Origin of the sequence: Lysinibacillus sp. NPDC058147 (assembly GCF_042884205.1) — a bacterium.
In the GTDB taxonomy this organism is placed as follows: Bacteria; Bacillota; Bacilli; order Bacillales_A; family Planococcaceae; genus Lysinibacillus.
This window is the reverse complement of record NZ_JBHVUJ010000010.1, coordinates 74,622-96,083: the sequence shown is the minus strand read 5'-3', so window position 1 is coordinate 96,083 and position 21,462 is coordinate 74,622. Positions and strand designations below refer to the sequence as shown.

Sequence of the window (21,462 nt, the reverse complement as noted above, 5' to 3'; positions counted from 1 at the left end):
CTCCTAGTAGATTGGTAGTTATATGGCCGAACCAGCACTGCCTTTAGATAACTTCTCGGAAATAATAAGTACAATTAAAATTAAACAAATTTGTAAGACGCCATATGCACAAGCGGTTCCAAATTTAAAAGAATATAATTTTTGGAATATCGCCACTGATAATGGGATTGTTGACGTACTGTAAATAAGGATAGACGCTACGAATTCGCCAAAACTTTGAACAAGTGCTAGTAACGTACCTGCCAAAATGCCCGTAAATGTAAGTGGTAAGACAATACGTCTAAATGAATACCACCATGTTGCACCTAAACTTCGCGATGCTTCTTCGATTGATTGATCTAATTGCACAAGTGATGCTGATGTCGATCGGAAAACAAGAGGTAAATGTCTAATAAAATAAGCTAACGGCAAAATCCAGAACGTCCCGATAAGAACCTGATTAAAGGAGAAGATATTTTCCGTACTAAAGGCTGCGATTAAATTCACAGCTACAACCGTTCCCGGCAATGCCCAAGGAACCATGATTAAAATATCGAGTAATGTTTTACCTTTAAAATTTAACCGTACCATCGCATAGGCTGCTGCAACACCGAAAATGATATTGCCGAGTGTTGCAACAATCCCCATTCGAATGGAATTCCAAATCGGTCGCCACGTCCGTTCATCTGTAAAAAGTGCTTGATAATGATCCAATGTATAGTCTGTTGGAAGAATTTGTGTTTTCCAGGCACCATCAACGGAAAATGAAATTAATATAAGCACTAAAATCGGCAAAATTAAAATTAATGTACCTATGAAAGACGCAATAGTCGCCATAACTTTCATGCCTCTTGAAGACACTTCAGATCGATGAACACTAATACCTTTGCTGAGATTTTGATAATTTCTGCGGTTTTGATACCAGCGCATAATAATTAAAAAGGTAATGGACACAAAGGATAAAATCATAGATTGTGTCGCTGCCATATCTAAATTCCCATTCGTACGTGATAAATAGATTTGCATTGTCATCGTGCGTTCAACACCGAACATTAAAGGTGCAGTGTAGGATGCCATAGATATCATAAATACGAGTAAGGATGAGGCAACAATCGAGGGTGTCAACATGGGCAAAATAACCTTTGTCCATACTCGAATACGCCCGGCACCTAAGCTAGTTGCGGCTTCTTCTAAAGCTGGATCAAGACCTTTTATAGCTGCTGAGGCAGTTAAGTAGAAGTAAGTGTACATAGTGAATGTGTGTACTACGATAACCCCCCATATGCCTTTTAATGAAAAAGGTACTTGCTCTAAACCAAATAGGTGTTGAAACGCACGTGGGAAAATCCCACTTTCTCCATACAAAAATGTAAAGGATAGCACACCTACTAATGGCGGAAGAGCCATGGGTACTAATACTAAAACAGAGAGTATCCGTCTACCTGGGAAATCATAGCGTTCCAGTAGAAATGCCATGGTTACACCGACGAGTGCACAACAAATAACACTGATAATGGATATATATATACTAGTCCACAATGCCTCTAAATTTGCTGGGCTAGCAATATTAAAAAAGTTTTTATAATTAGATAGCGCATCAGCACCAGAAAAGCTTTCTTTAAAAGTTTGATAGAATGGGTATACTACATAGGCAAACAACACTAAAAATAAAGGTGCAACTAAAATATAGACAAACCAATTTGAGCTAGTTAGTCGTGTCCATGCATTTCCTTCAGAAAGTTTGAGGTGTGTTTTTTCCATGTTGGTACTCTCCTATTCCCCTAAAAAATACAGTGAATCTTGGGCTATATTTAAGGTGATTTCTTCACCGATTTTTTTAAATTGACCGTTCATATTAATAATCATTACTTTTAGTGAAAAATCTAGACATTCCACAATGTAATTCACACTAATTCCTGTAAATTCAACAAAAGTGATTTTACCCGTTAATGTGTTTTCACCAGTACCTTGATTAATGGATTCAGGGCGAATAGAAATAAACACTTTGTCTCCAATCATATGCGTTAAAGTGGGGGAGCTTTGTTGCTTTCGCCCAGTGAGAACAAGTCCACTTGTGGTTTTTACTTGTATATCGTCACCATTAACAGCATCGATTGTCGCCCCAATTAAGTTTGTCTCACCAATAAAATCTGCTACGAAGCGGTTTGAAGGTCGATTATAAATCTCTTGAGGAGTACCGATTTGTCTGACGTTCCCATTTTCCATGACCATTATCCGATCGGACATGGACATAGCTTCCATTTGATCGTGCGTAACATAAATGGTTGTAACACCGAGCTCAGATTGAATACGTTTTATTTCAACGCGTGTTTCTTCACGTAATTTAGCATCTAAATTCGACAATGGCTCGTCTAGTAATAAAATGTCAGGCTCAATTACCAGAGCTCTTGCCAATGCAACTCGTTGCTGTTGCCCACCAGATAATTCATTAATTTTCCGATTCCCATATTGCGATAAATGTACAAGCCCTCTAATACGGTCAACCTTTTGCTTGATCTCCGCCTTCGAAAATTTTCGTACTTGTAATCCAAAGGCGATATTTTCATCTACCGTCATATGTGGAAAGAGAGCATAATTTTGAAACACCATACCGATGTTCCGTTTATTAGGTTGAAGCCTTGTCACATCGAAATCATCAAAAAGAATTTTCCCTTCGCTTGGGTAATAAAAGCCGGCTATCATCCTTAGCGTTGTCGTTTTCCCACAACCACTTGGGCCGAGGAATGTGAAAAATTCACCAGCTTTAATATGAAGATCTAAATCTTTTACGCCATAAATGTGACCGAATTTCTTAGAGACATTTTCTATTTTGACACTTTTCAAGTGAAATGCTCCTTTCTAGTTAGAAAATTAGTTACATGAAGCCTCGAGCAATATATACTCGAGGCTTAAAAACATGAACGATATTCGTAGATGTTTGTTTTATGATATTAAAAGGCTTCTCCATAACGTAGGGTTGATTTCCGTTCTGACTGGGCGCTTTTATCGCTGCCGCTTCGCTTTCGCGCAGAAAACATTTGTTGTTGCTGTAACGTAGCGACAGCAACAGCACGATGTTGGTCACGAAGGCGTTATCACAGGATGTGATGTTTTTAGCCTTCGTTCCTCTATCGCTGATCCCCAAGGAGTCGCCCAGTCTCCACTCCAATCAACTTATATGCATGACATACGTTTTAACAAATATCATTCCTGATTTTTTATGAGTAACCTGTCAGTAACATAGGATAGGTTCACAACTTTTTAATCCTCGGTCACTTTTTCCCGCGTCCTTTAATATTGTTATCCCAATGCTCCATCCATTCAGCTTCTTTTTCAGTCATGAGTTGCCAATCGATATCAAAAGTTTTTAAATCTAATTCTTTAAACCACTCAGGCATTGCCGCTTTATCGATATCTGAGCGAGTAGGGATTTGATAGTAATCGTTGGCTAGTTGAGTCACCATACCTTTTTCAAATAAGAATTCTACGAAGAGCTTTGCATTTTCTAAGTTTTTGGCATTGTTGACAACTGCGACACCATCAACTAAAATCGGTGCACCACTTTTCGGATAAATATAATCAAACGGATAATCAGTCGTATATTTCTTTAATAAAATATCTTGTAAATTCCATAAAGAAACACTGCCTTCTTGTCGTGTCATTTTTAAATAAAGTGCATTTGGATCTTGTGTATATTCCTTCGTGTTGGCATCTAATTTTAATAACCAATCGTAGCCTTTCTCAGGTGAATCTGCACCTTGACGTAAAATCATAGATGAATAAATAGTACGCATCGTTCCAGATGCTAATACACCACGAATTAAAATTTTATCCTTCCACTTTGGATCTAATAAATCATCCCAATCTTGTGGACCCGTTTCTTTCGTTAATACATCCTTGTTAATCATAATGACTTCTGGCAGTAACATTTCACCAAACCAACGACCATCTGCATCTTTATAAGCTGCATCAATGGAGTCGTTAAAGCTAGGCTTCCAAGCTTGAAGTAAATCTTCATTGGCACCAACAGTTAGTGCAGATTGCGTACCACCCCACCAAAAATCGGCCTGTGGATTTGCTTTTTCACCACGTAGGCGCTCTAAAATTTGCTGTGCGCCCATCGTTAAAAATTCCACTTCAATGTCCGGGTACTTTTCATTAAACTGATCGATGACTTTTTGGACCATCTCTTCATCGCGCCCTGTATAAATAACAAGCTTTCCAGATGGTGTAGCTGCCACATCGGTCTTTTCAGAATCGGACGTTTTGCTAGTTGTTGCATCTTTTGTAGAAGTCTTATTATCACTACTACAAGCAGCTAATACAACAACCATCAGCACAAGTAAAAAGCCGAAGATCCGTGTTTTCTGCATAATCTTCCCCCTCCCTAATAGTGAAAAACTTACATACTAACAGTATAATCTGTAGAACTGGCATTAATGTTAGAATAATTAAAAAATTATAGTTAGATTCATCATAGCTAAGGAAATACTAGATAGCAATGGTGCTTCACTAAAGTCGGAAACTCTTTAAAATAGCGAGAATTAAAGCTTTTCGGAATAGATTATCAACTTTTGTTCAAAAGTGGACAAAAGTTGATTTTGGTGATTTTGAAATGCATGCTATTATTTTTAGAACAATTTGAATTATTTGTTTTTTGAAAATGGAAAGGAGTGAAGCAAAAATGAGATACTTATTATCAACAATGTTTGGAGTATTATTATTTTTAGATTTTTCAACTACTCCAAGTTCTGCAGCTGAATTAAATGAAGGGGAAATAGTAGTTGATAGAGCGGATTACAATTCTGAATTAGATTTTCAAAATGCTGTTAATAATTATATGAATGATGATAATTTCCTAACTGTAACAATTATTGATAACAATAACACCATTGAACAAAACGTCGAGGAGAGTGTAAGTAACCAACCAACCAAGGAGTAGATTAGTACCGTATGCAGACAATGTATTTATGGCAGGAAGAACTCAAGGTTCGAAAATACTTAATACACTATGGGGCGAACCTGGAATTAATATTAGCTTAACCAATACTTATTCGACTTCTGCAACACTTGAAGGTACTATGACTGGATTTGATAAAAGTACAGTTTCTGCTGCAGTTGGATTTAATGTGTCAAAATCATTTTCAGTAAGTTATGTAGGTGAATATACAGCTCCGACTACCCACAATGGAAAAAAGTAAGACGAGTAGAATTAGACGCTTTCCTGTACTCGATCTGTATCATTTTGATCATTGGGTTCCGGAGAGAAAAATTATTCCTATGAAATATGTGCCTGCGGAGAGTGGTCTTGCAGGAAAACCGGTAGGGGTATCCTATACAAAAACTTTTAGATATCTATAGACATTATTGGTAGGTGATTTTTTGCCTAAAATTGATGTGAATAGAGATTATAGGTGGGTTTTCAAATGTTCTTTAAACGATAACATTAACTTTCTCCTAAGTTTTCTGATGATTATCCTAAATACTGTTTTTCTTAGGAGTCTTTGGGTACGGTAGGACTTCATATTTGATGCATTAACCTATTTTCGGATGTACCTAAAAACCACAAATTACACGACTACAACGAGCGGGTATCGTGGATGGTTCAAACGGAGCGTTTCAGCCAAACGCTTATATAACAGGTGCCCAAATGGCGAAAATACTAGTGCTTGCATTTGGCTTAACGCCAGAAGGCAATAATACGTTCAAAGATGTCGATCCATCACACTGGGCAAGTGGCTATATTGCCACTCTAGCGGACCATAACATTGCACTAGGCGATGAAAACGGTAATTTTAGACCAAATGAAAACTTAACACGTGCACAATTTACGGCGTTCATGTATAGAGCGCTTGATTTATAGAATAAGGTTTTGAAAAAGAGAGATGTATCGTATATTCGATCCATCTCTTTTTCTATGTGTGCCGGCATGCGTATGAATTATAGGAAAGTCCTTTTTTTAAGAGGGGATATCAAGTAAACTTACTCGAACTAATCTCAAAAATAAGGTTGAACATAATTATCGTAATAATGCAAATAAGAGGTTTATCAAAATATGCTAAAAAGTAAACAAAGATTGATTTGCATCTTCCTATAGTAGGTTTTAACCTTAATAAGCATAATCTTTAGAGATAAAAGGATGTCTTTTTTGCTTTTTTTCATTACACAAGATTCAATTCGCACTAGGTAATTGTAAGAGATAAAAAGTAAAAAAAATACTTAAAAGAGGGAAAAAATGTTTAAAGAAGTTCAGTTAGAGGTATAGGTTAAGTGTAAAAAGTAAATAATCTTGTATTTGTGGCAATGGTATTGATGTTTCTAAGTTTTTCTTTTTCATCTAATGCTAGATTACAAGCCTATCAAAGCAAGAGAAAGTTAACTTTTTGGAATGAATGTTGACCCTGGTTCAGGAGTGATACCAGAGTTTAGTTTTGAAAGGAGATTACTAAATGAAAAAAGCCTTTTTATTATTAGTTTCCACGCTTTTGGTGTTTTCTCAATTATCATTGGGTAGCCTACCTGTTTATGCAACAAGCAATGTAGAGCATGATATTGTAATGCCGAATGATGAAAATAAAAACGAAGCATTTAAAAACATAGAAGAAGCCGAAACGTCAAATATTGAAGATGTTAATATAGCGCCAGGTGAAAATGAAGATGAATTCATAACGAGAAATATGTTCAATGGTGTTGTCATTACGGGCTTTAATGGTTCTGCAAAGGATATCGTTATTCCTAGTGAAATAAACGGTCAACCAGTTGTCATGATAGATGATAAAGCATTTTATAACCATCAACTAACAAGCGTAGAGATTCCGTCAAGTGTGACGACGATAGGAAGACATGCGTTTGCAGAAAATATTTTAACAAATGTAGTAATTCCAGTAGGTGTAACAACGATTGGAGCAAGCGCATTTTTTAGAAATCAATTAACTAGCGTTGTGATTCCTTCTAGTGTAACAAAGATAGAAGAATTCGCATTTACACATAATCATTTAAAACATGTAGAAATCCCGCCCAAGGTGACAACGATAGAGGCAAGCGTATTTGCTTATAATCAATTAACGAGTGTAGAGATTTCCGAAGGTGTAACGACAATAAAGGGGGATGCATTTACTTATAATCAATTAACAAGTGTAAAAATTCCCGAAGGTGTAACAAAGATAGAAGCACATGCATTTGATCATAATGAGCTCACTAGCGTTGAGCTTCCATCAAGTTTAACAACGATAGGATACAATGCATTTTCTTATAATCAATTGATAGATATAAAGATTCCCTCAAATGTGAAATCGATAGCGTCAAGTGCATTTAGATATAACCAGTTAAGGAATGTAGAGATCCAGCTTGGCGTGACAACGATAGGAAAATTTGCATTTGCTAATAATCAAATAGCAAACGTAGATATTGCACCAAGCGTTGAACGTATTGAACAATCGGCATTTGAGGATAATCGATTAACAGAATTAGACCTTCCATCAAGTGTGACAATGATAGAATGGGCTGCATTTAAAAATAATCAATTAACAAGTGTAAAGCTCCCATCAAGTATTAAAACGATAGAGCACACGACATTCGTTAATAATAAATTAACAAATATAGAGATTCCATCGAGTGTAAAAACGATAGGGCCACACGCATTTGCGAATAATCAATTAACAAGCGTAGAGATTCCGACAAGTGTGACAGCGATAGAGTATGGAGCATTTTATAAAAATAGATTAACAAGTGTTGAGCTACCTACAAGCTTAACAAAGATAGATACTTATGCATTTAAAGATAATCAGTTAACAAGTGTGAAGATTCCATCAAGCATAACGACAATAGCATATAGTTTATTTGAAAATAATCAAATAAACAGTGTGGAAATTCCATCAAGTATAACAATGATAGCGCCATATGCATTTAAAAATAATCGATTAACAAGTGTAGAGATTCCGTCAAGTGTAATAGAAATAGGCGGGGATGCCTTCAGTTTTAATGAATTTGATTTCGTAACATTTCACGGAACACCTAAATTAACTAACTCTTCATTCGAAAGTCAACTTAAGCGAGAGGAAAAGGATAAAACGTTTGGTGGCTGGTTTGAAGATAAAGATTATACTATCGAATGGACTAACTCTATTTCCCAGCCAATGACAATCTATGCAAAGTGGAATACAAATTACATTGTTACTTTTAACTCAAACGGGGGAAGTGAAGTACCGTCTGAAAAAGTATTGGAAGGCAATTTACTACAAGAACCAGCTAAACCAGTAAAGGGAGGCTATACATTTGCCGGCTGGTATAAGAACACAGAATTTAAAACAGCGTGGGATTTTGCAAAAGATGTCGTAACAGAAAATATCACATTGTACGCGAAATGGACAAAGAATAATACTTCTGAAGGCGAATCTGGTGAGGTTAAGCCAAGCTATAAGGTCACTTTTAATTCAAACGGAGGAAGTGTAGTGCCGTCCCAAGAAGCTTTAGAAGGAGAAACTTTACTAGCGCCAACTATACCAGCAAAGAAAGGCTATACATTTGCCGGCTGGTATAAGGACACAGGTTTTGCATCAGCATGGGATTTTACAAAAGATGTTGTAACAGAAAATATCACATTGTACGCGAAATGGACAAAGGATAATACTTCTGAAGGCGAATCTGGAGAATCTACGCCAAGCTATATTGTTACTTATGAATCCAACGGAGGAAGTGAAGTTCCATCTAAAGAGGTTTCAAAAGGTGAATTGCTACAAGCACCGCCTACACCTGTGAAGGAAGACCATACATTTGCCGGCTGGTATAAAGATGAAGAACTCACAACAGCATGGGATTTTGAACATGATGTAGTGACAGCTAACGAAGTATTATATGCTGAATGGACAAAGTATAATTCTTCTAACGGTGGATCTGGGCAAGGTTCGCTAAGCTATATCGTCACTTTTAATACAAATGGCGGAAGTGAAGTACCGTCCCAAACAGTGGCCTATAAAGCATCATTGCAAGCACCTTCTAACCCCGTGAAGGAGGGCTATACATTTGCTGGTTGGTACAAGGATCAGGAACTCACAACAGCATGGGATTTTGCTAATGATGAAGTAATAGAAAATACAACATTATTTGCAAAATGGACGGAGCTAAGCAGTGGCTGTAACATTATATTTAATGATATTTCTACGAACTGGGCAAAAGAAATGATTGAAGAAATTGCGAATCGATGCATTATTAAAGGTTATCCAGATGGCACTTTCCGACCAAATGATATGATTCAACGTCAGCATGTGGTGCTTATGATTGACCGTGCATTACAACTAACACCAGTACGCAAAGCTAAACCATTTACGGATGTACCTACAAGCCATCCATATTATGAACAAATCACACGACTACAACGAGCAGGTATCGTGGATGGTTCAAACGGAGCTTTCCGTCCTAATGCTTATATTACTCGTGCACAAATGGCGAAAATACTAGTGCTTGCCTTTGAATTAACGCCAGGGGGCAATAGCTCGTTTAAGGATGTTGATCCATCACACTGGGCGAGTGGATATATTGCCACTCTAGCAGACCATAACATTGCACTAGGCGATGAAAACGGTAATTTTAGACCAAATGAAAACTTAACACGTGCACAATTTACAGCGTTTATGTATCGAGCACTAGGTTTATAAAAATTCATATAGAAATAAGGGAGATGTATCAAAAAATGTGATACATCTCCCTTTCTAATGTAGATTAAAGTATTTACTTACTAATAGTCTCTAAAGATTTATCCTTTTGTCGTCGCTGCGAAAGTATTGTAGGTAGCATCATACCTAGAATAACTAAAATAATACCCGCTATTTGTAAAAAAGTTAAAGGTTCATGTAAAACAATAACTGAAACAGTTACAGCAACGGGTAACTCCATAGCACTTAAAATAGAGGCAAGTGCTCCTCCTACTTTCGGAACTGCTATAGAGAATAAATAAATCGGCAAAATAATACCGAAGAGCCCCAGAGCTAGTCCGAATTTCCATAACCCTCCGGCAAATAATTTACCGTTCCAAAGAACTTCAGGGTTTAAGAAAATACAAATAATGATAAGGGCGACAAAGGAAACAATCAACACGCGTGATGTAGTTGTAATACCTTCCACGTGACGAGAGTTAAATTGGATAAAGCAAGCAAAAGTAAAGGCAGCAGCCAAACCTAGCAGCCAGCCTTGAATAGCAATACCGCTTAAATCTACATTTAGTACGCCAGCAGCTAAAATAGTTCCAGCAAATAATACAATGATTGAAATCACTTCAGGCCGACTTGGTAACCGTTTATGAAGTGCGCAATCTATTAATAAGCCTATCCATGTGAATTGGAAGAGCATTACTACAGCAAGGGAGGCTGGTAGATACTTTAATGATTCACCGTATATAATTCCTGTAGTCCCGGTAAGTATCCCGGCGCACACCAAAATAAGCAGACCCTTTTTAGAAATCCTCGGTAATTGTCTTTGCGTCACTATAAAAATAGTTGCAACAAGCATAAAGCCAATAATATATTGACTCGATACTGCCTCTCCTGTTGTAAAGCCATGCTGCATAGCTACTTTGACAATTGTCGATAGTACACCGTAGCTACTAGAAGCAATGACAATTAAAAGAGGATAAAATAAATTTTTCTTCATGTTTTTTGTTTCACTTCCTAAAATTGCTTCACCATATGATGAAATGGTTCATCGATTATGGACCATGGCTCTGTAATGACAAAGCCCATGCGTTCATAAAGGCGACGAGCGTCTTCTTTTTGTGTTTCAACATTTAATGATAATTTTGTATAGCCTCGTTTTTGTGTTTCCTCTATGGCAAATTTCAGTAATAATGTTCCTATTCCTTTACCACGAGCTTCTGGTGCTACACAAATAGTATCAATATAATATTCATCTTCATGAGCTTCTTTATCGATGATTATAGATGGCGCATTTTTTTCTTCAAGCCATTTTACGAGATTTGCATCCATATGAATGGCTTCGACACCATTATAGTAAACAAGAGTTCCTAATACTTGTTCTTTCTCAACAGCAACAAAACTATTTAAATAGGAATGTCGATTGTCCTCACGCTTGAATAGTACAGTAAGTTCTTGTTCAACGGCTTTAGCTGTTTGTTCACCTGTTAAACGGTTGGCAATATCACCAATCGCATCAATAATTAATGGTACAACGGCATGGGCATCCTGTGGTTGCGCTTGTCGAATTGTAATACTCATTGTCAAAATCCCTACCTTTCTATAGGCAAGTATAACAAAGATAGAGGATGACTCAAGTTTTTGAATAAATGGTGATATTCTGACGGCGTCATTACCTTATTTCAGCAGGCGCCGAACACCCGCTGAAATAAATATAGAAACTAAGTCTAAGTACAAAGCAGATTCCAGACGCATCGTTTATCTGCGCAAAGTGGTAATTATGCCAAGGCATAATTGATTATTTTTCCGAAAGTTTAAAACTTTATACGATATCAGATTTCGTGTTAATCTATAATGACTAGAGTTTCGGGAGGACAACAATGACAAAGGATGATAAGGATTATATTTTAGTTTATGGAGATGCTTTTATTGACTATATCGCAGATGATGTAACAAACACATCTTTTACTAAATATATGGGGGGTGCAACGGTAAATGTTGCTGCTGGAATTAGCCGTATCGGTGCTCCATCTGCATTAATTACGATCACAGGAGACGACGAAGGCTCTCAGTTTGTTCGAGATGGCCTTGCACAAGAAGGGGTAAGCCTGGATTATGCAGTATTTAACCCTGCGAAGCGAGTTAGCGGTGTCTATGTACATTTAACAGAAGCATGTGAGCGAATTTTTAAAGATTATGTCGATGAGACGCCAGATTTACAAGTAGAAGCAATACAATTAAATGAAGCCGCTTTTAAACATGCATCTGCTTTAACTGTGTGCTCCGGTACAATGTTCCATCCTACAGCCCTGGATACAACACGTGCTGCTGTAGAGATGGCAAAGGAAAAAGGGGCAATTATCGCAATGGATGCGAATATTCGTCCTCTGCGCTGGAGCAGTGAGCAGTTTTGTCGTGAAACGATCACGTCATTTTTTGAGCACGTAGATATTTTAAAGGTTACTGATGAAGAATTATTTTTCCTAACAGAAACAACTAGCTTGGAAGAGGGCATTGAGCAATTAAACAGTTATTTAGTGCCCATTATATTAGTAACAGTAGGGGAAAACGGCACATATGCGGTATTGAATGGCGAGGTTATCCATGTACCAACAGAAAAAGTAGTGCCAGTAGATACTACAGGTGCTGGAGATGCATTTATGGCTGGTGTATTACGCGATGTTCATTACAATGGTTTACCTACAACGGAAGAAGAACTTGTTCGTTGTGTAAGCTTTGGCAATAAGCTAGGTGCTATGGCAGCTACTAAAGCAGGGGCATTAACAGCTCTTCCATTTTATAATGATATTAAACATTTACTTAAATAGTCGTTTGGAGCGTGCATACAATGGAGAAGAATTACGATGTATTAGTGGAGGATCGATTATTCTTTGGCGGTGCGAAAGATGCAGATTTAGCTTTTGAACAAGAAACGGTTGATATCGTGATTGACGTTCGAGTAAATGGCTTATCTAATGAGGAGCAAGAAGCGGCTTCATATGCGTACAAGCATATGCCAATTGCTGATGAGGACATAGAATTAGCACCATCTATTCAAAAAGTTGCGAAAGAAATTGTTTCTGCCTATGAGAATGGGCAGAAAGTGTACTTTCATTGCGGAAGCGGGGGAGGTCGAGCAGGAGTGGCTGCCACTGCTGTATTGATGGAACTTGGCAAGGCTAATTCTCTAGAGGAAGCGGAAGAGGCCGTAAAGAACGCCCGTCCACAAGTAACAATTCGTCCAAAAATGGCAGATGCTTTGCAGAAGCTATATAAATAAATGAGAAGATGTACCAAAAGGTTTTTTAACTTTGGTATATCTTCTTTTTTAGTTAGTGAATAAACTTTTTTGCTCTTTGAAAGTTGGGCGATAAACGTGATAGTTAATCGTTGGATGATATTCTGTTACGTCCCCAGGAAAGCGCCTAAACGGAACGGAAATTAACCTCCACGTTATGTAAAAATCATCAAAATAATAAATTGGTTTATTTTTGGAAATATAATTCACTTTAATTTTTGTAAGTTAAAAATACAAATTTAGGAGTGAATCAATTGACTACATTTACACCCTTACAAGAGGCTCAAGCCTTCGCCGAAGCTTTTCTTCTACCTACTGAGCAGGTATCTGTAAACCATCCTTATAAGAAGGATAGAGGTCGATATCCACGAGTACGAAAATTTTTCCAAGACCATTTATTAAATGGTACAAGTGATGCGTCCACATATCAACAAGGTGTTGGCCAATTAATGATGTTCTGTGCCCAGTTTGCCCAACATAAGGCACTAGCTGGAGAGCGTGACGCAGTTTACAAGGGAATTATCAACATTGTTATTCCAAAACTTTTGGAAAGAACAAATAATTTTCCAACAATCAATCCATTAGCTGGCTTTCTTTATCTTGGTGTAGCAATGCTTAAGAAATTAGAAGAATCGCAAAGTGATGTATCTCTTTCTAATGTAGATGAGTTGTTAGTGCGATACCGAGACTATTTCGCTGATGAAGTATTAAGTTCTAAAGAATACCATGCTTTAATGTATCATCGTACACCATCTGCTTGGACATACAATGACTCAGAAAAAGCGTATCGTTTTGCTACTGGGCCATATTCGGGGCAAATTGGATACTGGATAACTACCGCAGATTTATCCACCGAACCTCAAAAAGATTACTTAGAGATGCCGACAGTTCTGGATAGTTCAGGACAAGTTTCTTTCGCGGGTATTCAACCAGGAACAAGTGGAAGAGATTATATAGATCACCATTCCTTTTTCAACACTAAAAACCAGCGATTTATTCTCAATGCCTCGCTAAATGCAATTGCTTTATGGATGGCAGCACATGTTTATGATGTAAAGGTTAATGAGACTGGAGCTTCATTATATCCTGCTTATAACATGAAAAACGCAATTAGAGATGTTCTTAGTTATACTCATTGGGGTTCCAATACTTCAGTTGCAAATGCTTCTAAAGGGTGTTTCCAACAAGAGCCTTTCAATGGTGCATTAACTGCTAAAAGAGTTCTTCCGGTTCATGGATTTTCCGAAGTAAACTTAACGAACAGTATGCTGCGATCTCGATTTGATTCTCCGGCATATAATACATTTGCAATAACATTCTTACAGATCTTTGCAAGCTTAATTGAAAATCCAACAGCTTCATCATGGAGCAATCTTGTTCCAAATTTTGATTCAGATTCTGGAGTAATGGTAACTCAGATGATTAATACCTATCAAGATATATTTACAAACTATTCAACTATCAAAAATACTTTAATTAATAATCCGTTTAGCCTAGCTAAATATTGGGGTATGTACATTCCGGAAAATGCTATGTTAGGGTCATCCGAGATGATTAAAAATCCGTGGCAAATGCCTAATAAGGGTGAAGGGATCAATCAAGCTATGGTTGGATTATTCAATGTTTATCCTGGATTTACAGGTCAAAGATTTGCAAGTAGTAACAATAAAATCGGAGAAGCAATTAAACTTCAACTTGAAGTTGGTCAAGCATTACACGGTCAAAGTTCCTTCCCATCGCACGGTCGTTCTGGTCTTTGGGATTTAGCCCGCTTAGATATATTAGCCGATGCTTCAAATACAGATGGAACTGTTAGCTCTGCTACAGACCTTACTACTACTGATAAAGAATCTCCAAACTGTGCCGGAGCACGTCGCACATTCTACGCTTTAGCTATGGCGTTAGCAGTCGATGGTTCTAATGGCTTGGATTCAAATTAATTTTTTACTCCATATGAGTAGAAGAAAACAGATAAATAATGGCTAGCTGTGATATAAAAGCCTAATCATGAACGCATATAAATTTGGTGATATTTCGAATTTATATGTGTTTTTTTATGCAACAGTAATTTTTATAAATTTAGTTCCGGCTGAAACCCGCAGGGATGGTAATTGGTTACATTTTATGGTAATCAACTGTTAACATAAGGCTTGTTGACGTCCTAGTTGATATATAGTTATCATTGTATATAAGGAGGTTCTTCAATTGCCTTTAAATAAAGAACGAATTGACGCAGTAAAATTTATGCGAGTAACAGCGATGTTACTTGTTATTTTAATTCATGCTACTGGGGTTGCATTAAGTAAAATCCCACAGGATCATTCATCTTACTTTGTCTATTTATTTTTAAATCGCTTTACACGGTTTGAAGGTGCTGTTTTCGTATTTTTAAGTGGCCTTACACTGTTTTACAATTATGAATCTAAGCCCTTTACAAAACAAACATGGACAAACTTTTACAAACGTAGATTTTTGTTTATTCTAGGACCTTTCCTCGTTTGGTCCATTTTTTATGAGTTATTTTCCTACTATCAAGGATTTCGAGTGTTCACAGGTTGGAAGGCAATGTTCATTTCCATCGTTACGGGGGGAGCCTATTATCAACTATATTTCATTTTAATTTTAGTGCAGCTATATTTTTTAATGCCGCTTTTCGTATATCTCGTAAAACGCTTTTGGTGGTTTAAAAAATATTTATTATTCATTGGCTTTGCTGTTGAAGTAGCCGTACAAAGTTACTTTGAAATGTTTGATATTTCCTTTACCGTCCCTTTATTTGCAATATACATTGCAAGCTTCTTTTTCGGTGGCTGGGTTGCCTTACATTATCAATCTTTAAAGGAACAATGGTCGAAAAGGCAATATTTCATATGGATATCCTTTACCTTTTTATTAGGTATAGCTTATACAATTCTGTATTATTTCCGCAGCACATTGGGGCATGTTGAAATTTCATACATAGCATTTAAATTTTTGTCTACTAGTTATATGCTTCTCTCTTGTTTTGTACTATTCAAAATTAGTATTTATTTAGTTTATCACGGAGGACGAAAGCTCAACGAATTTGCAGAGCATTTAAGAATTTATTCGTTTGGGTTTTATTTAGTCCATCCATGTATTTTATACTTATTGAGCGATACTATTTTGAGTGGCCTTGATCCTTCGCATATACATTTATATGTATTCCTGAGATTTTTCTTAACAGTCATTTTCTGTTATGTATTTATTCGCTCGTTACATCTTCTTTTCCCACGTGCATGGTTTTTATTCGGAAATTTACCTGCACCGAAGAAAGAAATTATCAGTTGATAAAAATCAAAAACAGCCTTAGATCTTCAAAATTGTTGATCTTTGGCTGTTTTTGTTTGCATAAATTTGTGCTATACATATTAGAACAGTTTTTGTTATAGTAGTAATATAACAAAGATGAGGTGATCTGTATGATGGAGGAGTTAGCGAAAGTCCCATGGGCAGTCATAGCACCACTTATTGTGGTTCAATTTATTTTAATGATTGTTGCTCTAGTCGATTTGCGTAAAATCCATGCAACAAACGGGCCTAAAATTTTATGGGTGGTTCTTATCATTTTTACTAGTTATCTTGGATCGATTGCGTACTTTATAGTTGGGAGAAAACAATCATGACAATATTACTTCAGGTAACAGGACTTACAAAGCAATTCGCAGATAGGGTAGTTGTGGATGGAATCGAGTTCACGTTAGAAAAAAATACATCGACAGCATTAATTGGACCTAATGGAGCTGGTAAAACAACGACATTATCGATGCTAACAGGTTTATTAAAACCAACCTCTGGAAGTGTAAAAATGCTGGATGGTGATTTAAGAGCCAATATTGGTTTCTTGCCACAATACCCGCAATTTCATCCTTGGTTAAGTGCGTTAGAGTTTACTGAAATGGCGGCAAAGTTAAATGGTGTGCCAGCAAAAAAAGCAAAAGTTGAAGCACAAAAAACACTTGATTTTGTAGGTCTAGGTAATGAGTTAAATAAGAAAATTTCTACTTTCTCTGGTGGCATGAGGCAACGACTAGGTATTTCCCAAGCAATTGTGCATAAGCCTAAATTGCTTTTATTAGATGAACCTGTGTCTGCTTTGGATCCGGTTGGTCGTAGGGAAGTTCTTGATTTATTGAAGGGCTTACAGCAAGAAACAACTATTTTATATTCGACACATATTTTAAATGATGCCGAAGAGATGACAGATCAATTATTGTTTTTACGTGATGGAAAGCTAGTAGAGCAGGGAACATTACGTGAAGTTCGACAACGTTTCGATGAATCAAATTATGTTGTAGAGTTTGGCACTGAAAAAGAGGCGCAACTTTTTGCCAGTCAATCTGAACTTATAGGAGAAGTTAAGGGCAGTCATGTATATATAGAAATTATTGATGAAAAACCGAGTATGCAGGAGCTGCTTCAGCATTTAAGCAGTTGTCCTTATAAGATACGAAAAGTTGAGCGGCAAACAGCATCACTTGAAGAGATTTTCATGAAGGTGGCGAGAAAAATATGAGAGGATTTAATGTACTTCTGCAAAAGGAATTCAGAGAAGCTTGGCGAAGCTGGAAGTTTTTATGGATACCTCTTGTATTTGCTTTGCTCGGTATGAGCGATCCACTGACAAACTATTATATGATGGATATTTTAAATGCTGTTGGTAACGTACCAGAAGGCTTTGAAATGTTGATGCCAGAATTAATGCCAGTTGACTTATTACAAGCTTCCATTGGACAGTTTCAAACGATAGGTTTACTCATATTAATGGCTGCTTTCGTAGGAGGCATTAGTAAAGAAAGAGCAAGTGGAATGGCTACTTTATTGTACGTCCGTCCTATATCGTTCGGCGCTTATTTTATGAGTAAATTTATCGTCATGAGTACTGTTGGCTTTATTAGTATTTTAGCTGGTTTTGCTGCAAGCATATACTATACAATCGTGCTTTATGGGACATTTGAGATAGGGCCATTAGTGGCAAGTTTTTTCACGTATTTTTCTTGGCTACTCTTTGTGATAGCAGTGACATTAATGATGAGCGCGATGTTTAAAACAGTGATAGCTACAACATGTGCATTCGCTGTCATATTTATTGGGCTAATATTGGATTCTTTAGTGGGGGCATTTTGGACAATATCACCGTGGAAATTACCGTTATACGGTGTTCAATTAATGAGGGGCACAATGGAGATGCCGGATTATTGGTTGAGTCTATCTCTTACAATAGTTATCTCAATAATTTGTGTGAGTATAGGAATTTTGACAATGAAGAAAAATGCATCGATGACGAAAATTTAAAGGAAATAACCTTGCCAATAGAAAACTATACATGATTAAAGTAAGAATTCCATGTCTGTTGAGGTACTATTCCTTTACACATAATTAACTTTGTTTTTATACGCTTACCCATATTCAAGAGCATCAACTTGGTGGATCCCTACCGGGTTGATGTTTTTTTATCTAAGAACTGTTCTTGGAATATCCATAACTTAGGAATATAATGTAGCTATAACCCGATATTTGTCGAACAACTCAGAAAATACATATATATAAATAAGTAGGAGGATGTGAATAAATTGGCTACAGAAAATTCCGATCGCTTTCTCATAGCATTTAATCGGATAGATCACAGATTAAGAGATATTGTTGTTGCAAAGGACTTTATGCCTTTTTATCGTCTTATCGATCAAGCTAAGAAGAAGGATGTACTAGTTCGTAAATACGAAGACGACTTGCGCTCTTATGCAGATTTACGAAATGCCATTGTTCATCATCGCACGTCGTTAGAATTTGTCATTGCTGAACCACATATAGACGTGGTGGAAAGAATTGAATATATAGATGCAACACTTGCTAAGCCAACGCTCGTTGGTCAAATGTTTCATAAAAAAGTACTAGTTTTTCAGGAAAGAGATTCACTAAAACATGCTTTAAAAGTTATACGTCATCGCAAATATACACAGTTTCCTGTATACCATAAAGATCAATTTAAAGGACTTGTGACAACAGTAGGAATCACAAACTGGTTAGCAACGATGATGGGAGGAGATCAAATACCTAAGAAGATTCCGACCTTACATGATATATTACTACATGAAAAGAATAGAGTGAATTATAAATTTGTGAGTAGATACATAACGATTTACGAGGCTGAAGATATTTTTAAACAAGGGGTAGAGCGAGGACGTCGCTTTGAAGCTTTATTAATAACGGAGCATGGGAAACCCCATCAAAAACTAATCGGCATTGTTACACCATTAGATATTGTAAAAATAGATTAAGCAAGACGAGACAAGCTGTTAAGAGCTTGATCGTCTTGCTTTATCCTTTAAGCTTACATATAAAGAACCGTTTCCTTGAACTTGAGCAAAATACACATCTTCTACGGATTGGACGTTTTGCTTTTTCAGCTTTTTCATAAGCCAATCTTCAGTTAATTGAAGTTCAACTAAGTTTTCATAAATAACTTTCCCATCTGAAGCTACTTCTGTTGGTATATAGGTTGGTGGTGTGACATCGGCCTTTACATCTTGTTTTGTAGCTGGTTGTTCAGCGGGCTTTGGTAGCACACTTAGTTTACCCGTAGTTTCAAGTAACGCATATTGTACATCTTGTACAGAGAATACGGCTTGTTCCCTTAGCATCATCGCTAATTCATCCATATGCAAACGATTTTTCTTTAAGGCAGACTCTAAAATAATTCCATTTTGAATAAGGATTGTCGGCTTGTCATCAACAATCACACGAGCTTTTTTAGATTTTATTGTTATGATGGTCATAATATATGTTAAGATACTCCACCAAATAAGTGCAATAAGTCCATCTAAAAACGGTGTTTCAGCCTGTGCTGCAATTTCAGAAGCAATGGAACCAAATGTGATACCTGTTGTATAGTGGAAGAATGTAAGTTGTCCAAGCTGTTTTTTCCCTAGTAATCGGGTTACGATGAGTAACGCAAAGAAGGAAAGGGTTGCCCTAAGTATCATTTCCCAAAAATCAGCTTTAAAAAATTCGTCTATATTCATACATAAATCAACTCCCTTAAAACTGCTATTTTCAATGAATAGCTTGTGCAAAAAGGTCAATAGTATGCGACGATCTCTTATAAATGGAAATTGAATAAAATTGGAAAGTAGGTGGTGACATGGATAAGAAAATAGAGAATTTAAATAATCCGGTCTATCCAATTATGATTGCAATAGCTGTTGCCCATCTTATCAACGATACGATGCAGGCTGTTATTCCAGCGATGTTCCCGATATTGAAGAGTGATTTAGGGTTAACTTTCACACAAATAGGTCTTATTTCGTTCGCATTAAATATGTTTGCTTCTGCTTTGCAACCTGTTGTTGGTTTTGCTAGCGATAAAAAGCCGATGCCTTACGCATTACCTATTGGTATGATAAGTTCATTTATAGGCATTGCCATTATAGCGTTCACATCACAATATTGGATAATTATTATTGCGGTATTATTTTTAGGGTTTGGCTCAGCTATTTTCCATCCTGAAGGTTCACGTGTTTCATTCATGGCAGCTGGCTCAAAAAGAGGACTTGCTCAATCGGTTTATCAAGTTGGAGGTAACTCTGGGCAAGCACTTGCACCACTAATTAGTGCTTATATTTTTGATATTTTTGGGCAACGTGGTGCAGCAATTGTCTTAGTAGTGGCAGCAATGGGTATTGTTATATTGAGCAAAATTGCAACGTGGTATAGAAAGCAATTGGAGCAAGAACGCATGGCAAAGAAAAAGCGTGTCTTAGTTTCTAACTTGCCTCCATTAACAAAGAAACAGGTAGGCATTGCGTTGACGTTACTATTTACTATTATTTTTGCAAGATCATTTTATACAACTAATATTACAAGTTTTTATGTATTTTATTTAATGGATCATTATGGAGTTAGTCTTCGCCTTGGACAAATTTTAATTTTCACCTTTATGGCATTTGGCGTCATCGGCACATTTTTCGGAGGCTCATTATCAGATAGAATTGGTAGAAAAAACGTTATTTTACTATCCGTTGTTGTACCGATGCCATTTTGTTTAGCATTGCCTTATGTACCGTTATGGGCAGCAATGATATTTTTAGTGATTATCGGTACGCTCATTATGATAAGTTTCTCAGTAACAGTTGTCTACGCACAAGAGCTTGTTCCGACAAAAATTGGGACAATGGCGGGTTTAACAACTGGTTTTGCTTTCGGAATGGGGGCAATAGGTGCGATGGTAATTGGCGTATTAATGGATCATAGAGGTATTGATTTTACGATGATGGTCGTATCTTTACTACCATTATTATTACTAGTAGCATTTTTCTTGCCTAAGGATAAACCAGCTTCGGCAGCGTAATGATCAGGTAAGAGTGAGAGATAAAAACGCTACTCCTAATTGCATAAAGCTGTATGTTGATTTTTTGAAAAGATCATCGAAACAGTCTGTTTTCCTCCAAGGTGAGGCTTGAGAGAATAATTTAGGTTGGATCTGTTAGTATTTTAATCAAAGTTTTTAAACTATTATGGTTTAGC

General features: G+C 36.8%; 19 protein-coding genes. 13 read left to right on the top strand and 6 right to left on the bottom strand.

All coding sequences use genetic code 11. The features are described 5' to 3' along the window. Positions 1 to 18: 18 nt before the first annotated feature. The 3 genes from ACFVT8_RS21650 to ACFVT8_RS21640 form a co-directional block, all read right to left on the bottom strand. A complete protein-coding gene (locus tag ACFVT8_RS21650; RefSeq protein ID WP_387085306.1) occupies positions 19 to 1,740 on the bottom strand; it encodes an ABC transporter permease in 1,722 nt (573 codons plus the stop codon). A gap of 12 nt (positions 1,741 to 1,752) precedes the next feature. Continuing rightward, positions 1,753 to 2,823: an ABC transporter ATP-binding protein gene (locus ACFVT8_RS21645; protein ID WP_387085309.1), complete on the bottom strand. Its 1,071-nt coding sequence runs from the start codon at positions 2,821 to 2,823 to the stop codon at positions 1,753 to 1,755. A gap of 428 nt (positions 2,824 to 3,251) precedes the next feature. Next, positions 3,252 to 4,352: an extracellular solute-binding protein gene (locus tag ACFVT8_RS21640; RefSeq protein WP_387085312.1), complete on the bottom strand. Its 1,101-nt coding sequence runs from the start codon at positions 4,350 to 4,352 to the stop codon at positions 3,252 to 3,254. Between the two features lie 311 nt (positions 4,353 to 4,663). Here ACFVT8_RS21640 and ACFVT8_RS21635 point away from each other — a divergent pair, with 311 nt between their 5' ends. From ACFVT8_RS21635 to ACFVT8_RS21620, 4 genes are all read left to right on the top strand, one after another. After that, positions 4,664 to 4,921: a hypothetical protein gene (locus ACFVT8_RS21635; protein ID WP_387085315.1), complete on the top strand. Its 258-nt coding sequence runs from the start codon at positions 4,664 to 4,666 to the stop codon at positions 4,919 to 4,921. Between the two features lie 28 nt (positions 4,922 to 4,949). Continuing rightward, on the top strand, positions 4,950 to 5,180 hold the full coding sequence (locus ACFVT8_RS21630; protein ID WP_387085318.1) for a hypothetical protein: 231 nt from the start codon (positions 4,950 to 4,952) through the stop codon (positions 5,178 to 5,180). A 368-nt stretch (positions 5,181 to 5,548) separates the two neighbouring features. Next, entirely contained in the window at positions 5,549 to 5,842 is a 294-nt protein-coding gene (locus tag ACFVT8_RS21625) for an S-layer homology domain-containing protein (protein WP_387085518.1), read from the top strand. 586 nt (positions 5,843 to 6,428) lie between these two features. Then, complete coding sequence (locus ACFVT8_RS21620) at positions 6,429 to 9,632, top strand: leucine-rich repeat protein (RefSeq protein ID WP_387085321.1); 3,204 nt, start codon at positions 6,429 to 6,431, stop codon at positions 9,630 to 9,632. 73 nt (positions 9,633 to 9,705) lie between these two features. Here the strand turns inward: ACFVT8_RS21620 and ACFVT8_RS21615 are convergent, their stop codons facing one another. Together ACFVT8_RS21615 and ACFVT8_RS21610 are read right to left on the bottom strand one after the other, a co-directional pair. Further along, positions 9,706 to 10,623, bottom strand: coding sequence for an EamA family transporter (locus ACFVT8_RS21615; RefSeq protein WP_387085324.1), 918 nt, complete (start codon positions 10,621 to 10,623; stop codon positions 9,706 to 9,708). 17 nt (positions 10,624 to 10,640) lie between these two features. After that, complete coding sequence (locus ACFVT8_RS21610; protein ID WP_387085327.1) at positions 10,641 to 11,204, bottom strand: GNAT family N-acetyltransferase; 564 nt, start codon at positions 11,202 to 11,204, stop codon at positions 10,641 to 10,643. 299 nt (positions 11,205 to 11,503) lie between these two features. Here ACFVT8_RS21610 and ACFVT8_RS21605 point away from each other — a divergent pair, with 299 nt between their 5' ends. From ACFVT8_RS21605 to ACFVT8_RS21570, 8 genes are all read left to right on the top strand, one after another. Further along, the gene (locus ACFVT8_RS21605; RefSeq protein ID WP_387085330.1) at positions 11,504 to 12,451 is read left to right on the top strand and encodes a carbohydrate kinase family protein; all 948 of its coding nucleotides are present in this window, start codon (positions 11,504 to 11,506) and stop codon (positions 12,449 to 12,451) included. Between the two features lie 20 nt (positions 12,452 to 12,471). After that, positions 12,472 to 12,903, top strand: a complete 432-nt coding sequence (locus ACFVT8_RS21600) for a protein-tyrosine phosphatase family protein (protein ID WP_387085332.1) — start codon at positions 12,472 to 12,474, stop codon at positions 12,901 to 12,903. 272 nt (positions 12,904 to 13,175) lie between these two features. Next, positions 13,176 to 14,861, top strand: coding sequence for a hypothetical protein (locus ACFVT8_RS21595; RefSeq protein ID WP_387085335.1), 1,686 nt, complete (start codon positions 13,176 to 13,178; stop codon positions 14,859 to 14,861). 265 nt (positions 14,862 to 15,126) lie between these two features. Next, on the top strand, positions 15,127 to 16,230 hold the full coding sequence (locus ACFVT8_RS21590; RefSeq protein ID WP_387085337.1) for an acyltransferase: 1,104 nt from the start codon (positions 15,127 to 15,129) through the stop codon (positions 16,228 to 16,230). A 131-nt stretch (positions 16,231 to 16,361) separates the two neighbouring features. After that, complete coding sequence (locus ACFVT8_RS21585; protein ID WP_387085340.1) at positions 16,362 to 16,565, top strand: PLD nuclease N-terminal domain-containing protein; 204 nt, start codon at positions 16,362 to 16,364, stop codon at positions 16,563 to 16,565. Then, positions 16,562 to 17,455 carry an ABC transporter ATP-binding protein gene (locus tag ACFVT8_RS21580; protein WP_387085343.1) on the top strand — a complete coding sequence of 298 codons (894 nt, stop codon included), beginning with the start codon at positions 16,562 to 16,564 and terminating at the stop codon, positions 17,453 to 17,455. The genes ACFVT8_RS21585 and ACFVT8_RS21580 overlap by 4 nt, the downstream gene beginning before the upstream one ends. Continuing rightward, positions 17,452 to 18,234 carry an ABC transporter permease gene (locus ACFVT8_RS21575; RefSeq protein ID WP_387085346.1) on the top strand — a complete coding sequence of 261 codons (783 nt, stop codon included), beginning with the start codon at positions 17,452 to 17,454 and terminating at the stop codon, positions 18,232 to 18,234. Before ACFVT8_RS21580 ends, ACFVT8_RS21575 begins: the two co-directional genes overlap by 4 nt. A gap of 278 nt (positions 18,235 to 18,512) precedes the next feature. Then, on the top strand, positions 18,513 to 19,217 hold the full coding sequence (locus ACFVT8_RS21570; RefSeq protein WP_387224323.1) for a CBS domain-containing protein: 705 nt from the start codon (positions 18,513 to 18,515) through the stop codon (positions 19,215 to 19,217). An 18-nt stretch (positions 19,218 to 19,235) separates the two neighbouring features. Here ACFVT8_RS21570 and ACFVT8_RS21565 read toward each other — a convergent pair whose 3' ends face one another. After that, positions 19,236 to 19,922, bottom strand: a complete 687-nt coding sequence (locus tag ACFVT8_RS21565) for a DUF421 domain-containing protein (protein ID WP_483869508.1) — start codon at positions 19,920 to 19,922, stop codon at positions 19,236 to 19,238. A 158-nt stretch (positions 19,923 to 20,080) separates the two neighbouring features. Between ACFVT8_RS21565 and ACFVT8_RS21560 the strand changes: the two genes are divergently transcribed. After that, entirely contained in the window at positions 20,081 to 21,286 is a 1,206-nt protein-coding gene (locus tag ACFVT8_RS21560) for an MFS transporter (RefSeq protein ID WP_387085355.1), read from the top strand. Positions 21,287 to 21,462 lie beyond the last annotated feature (176 nt).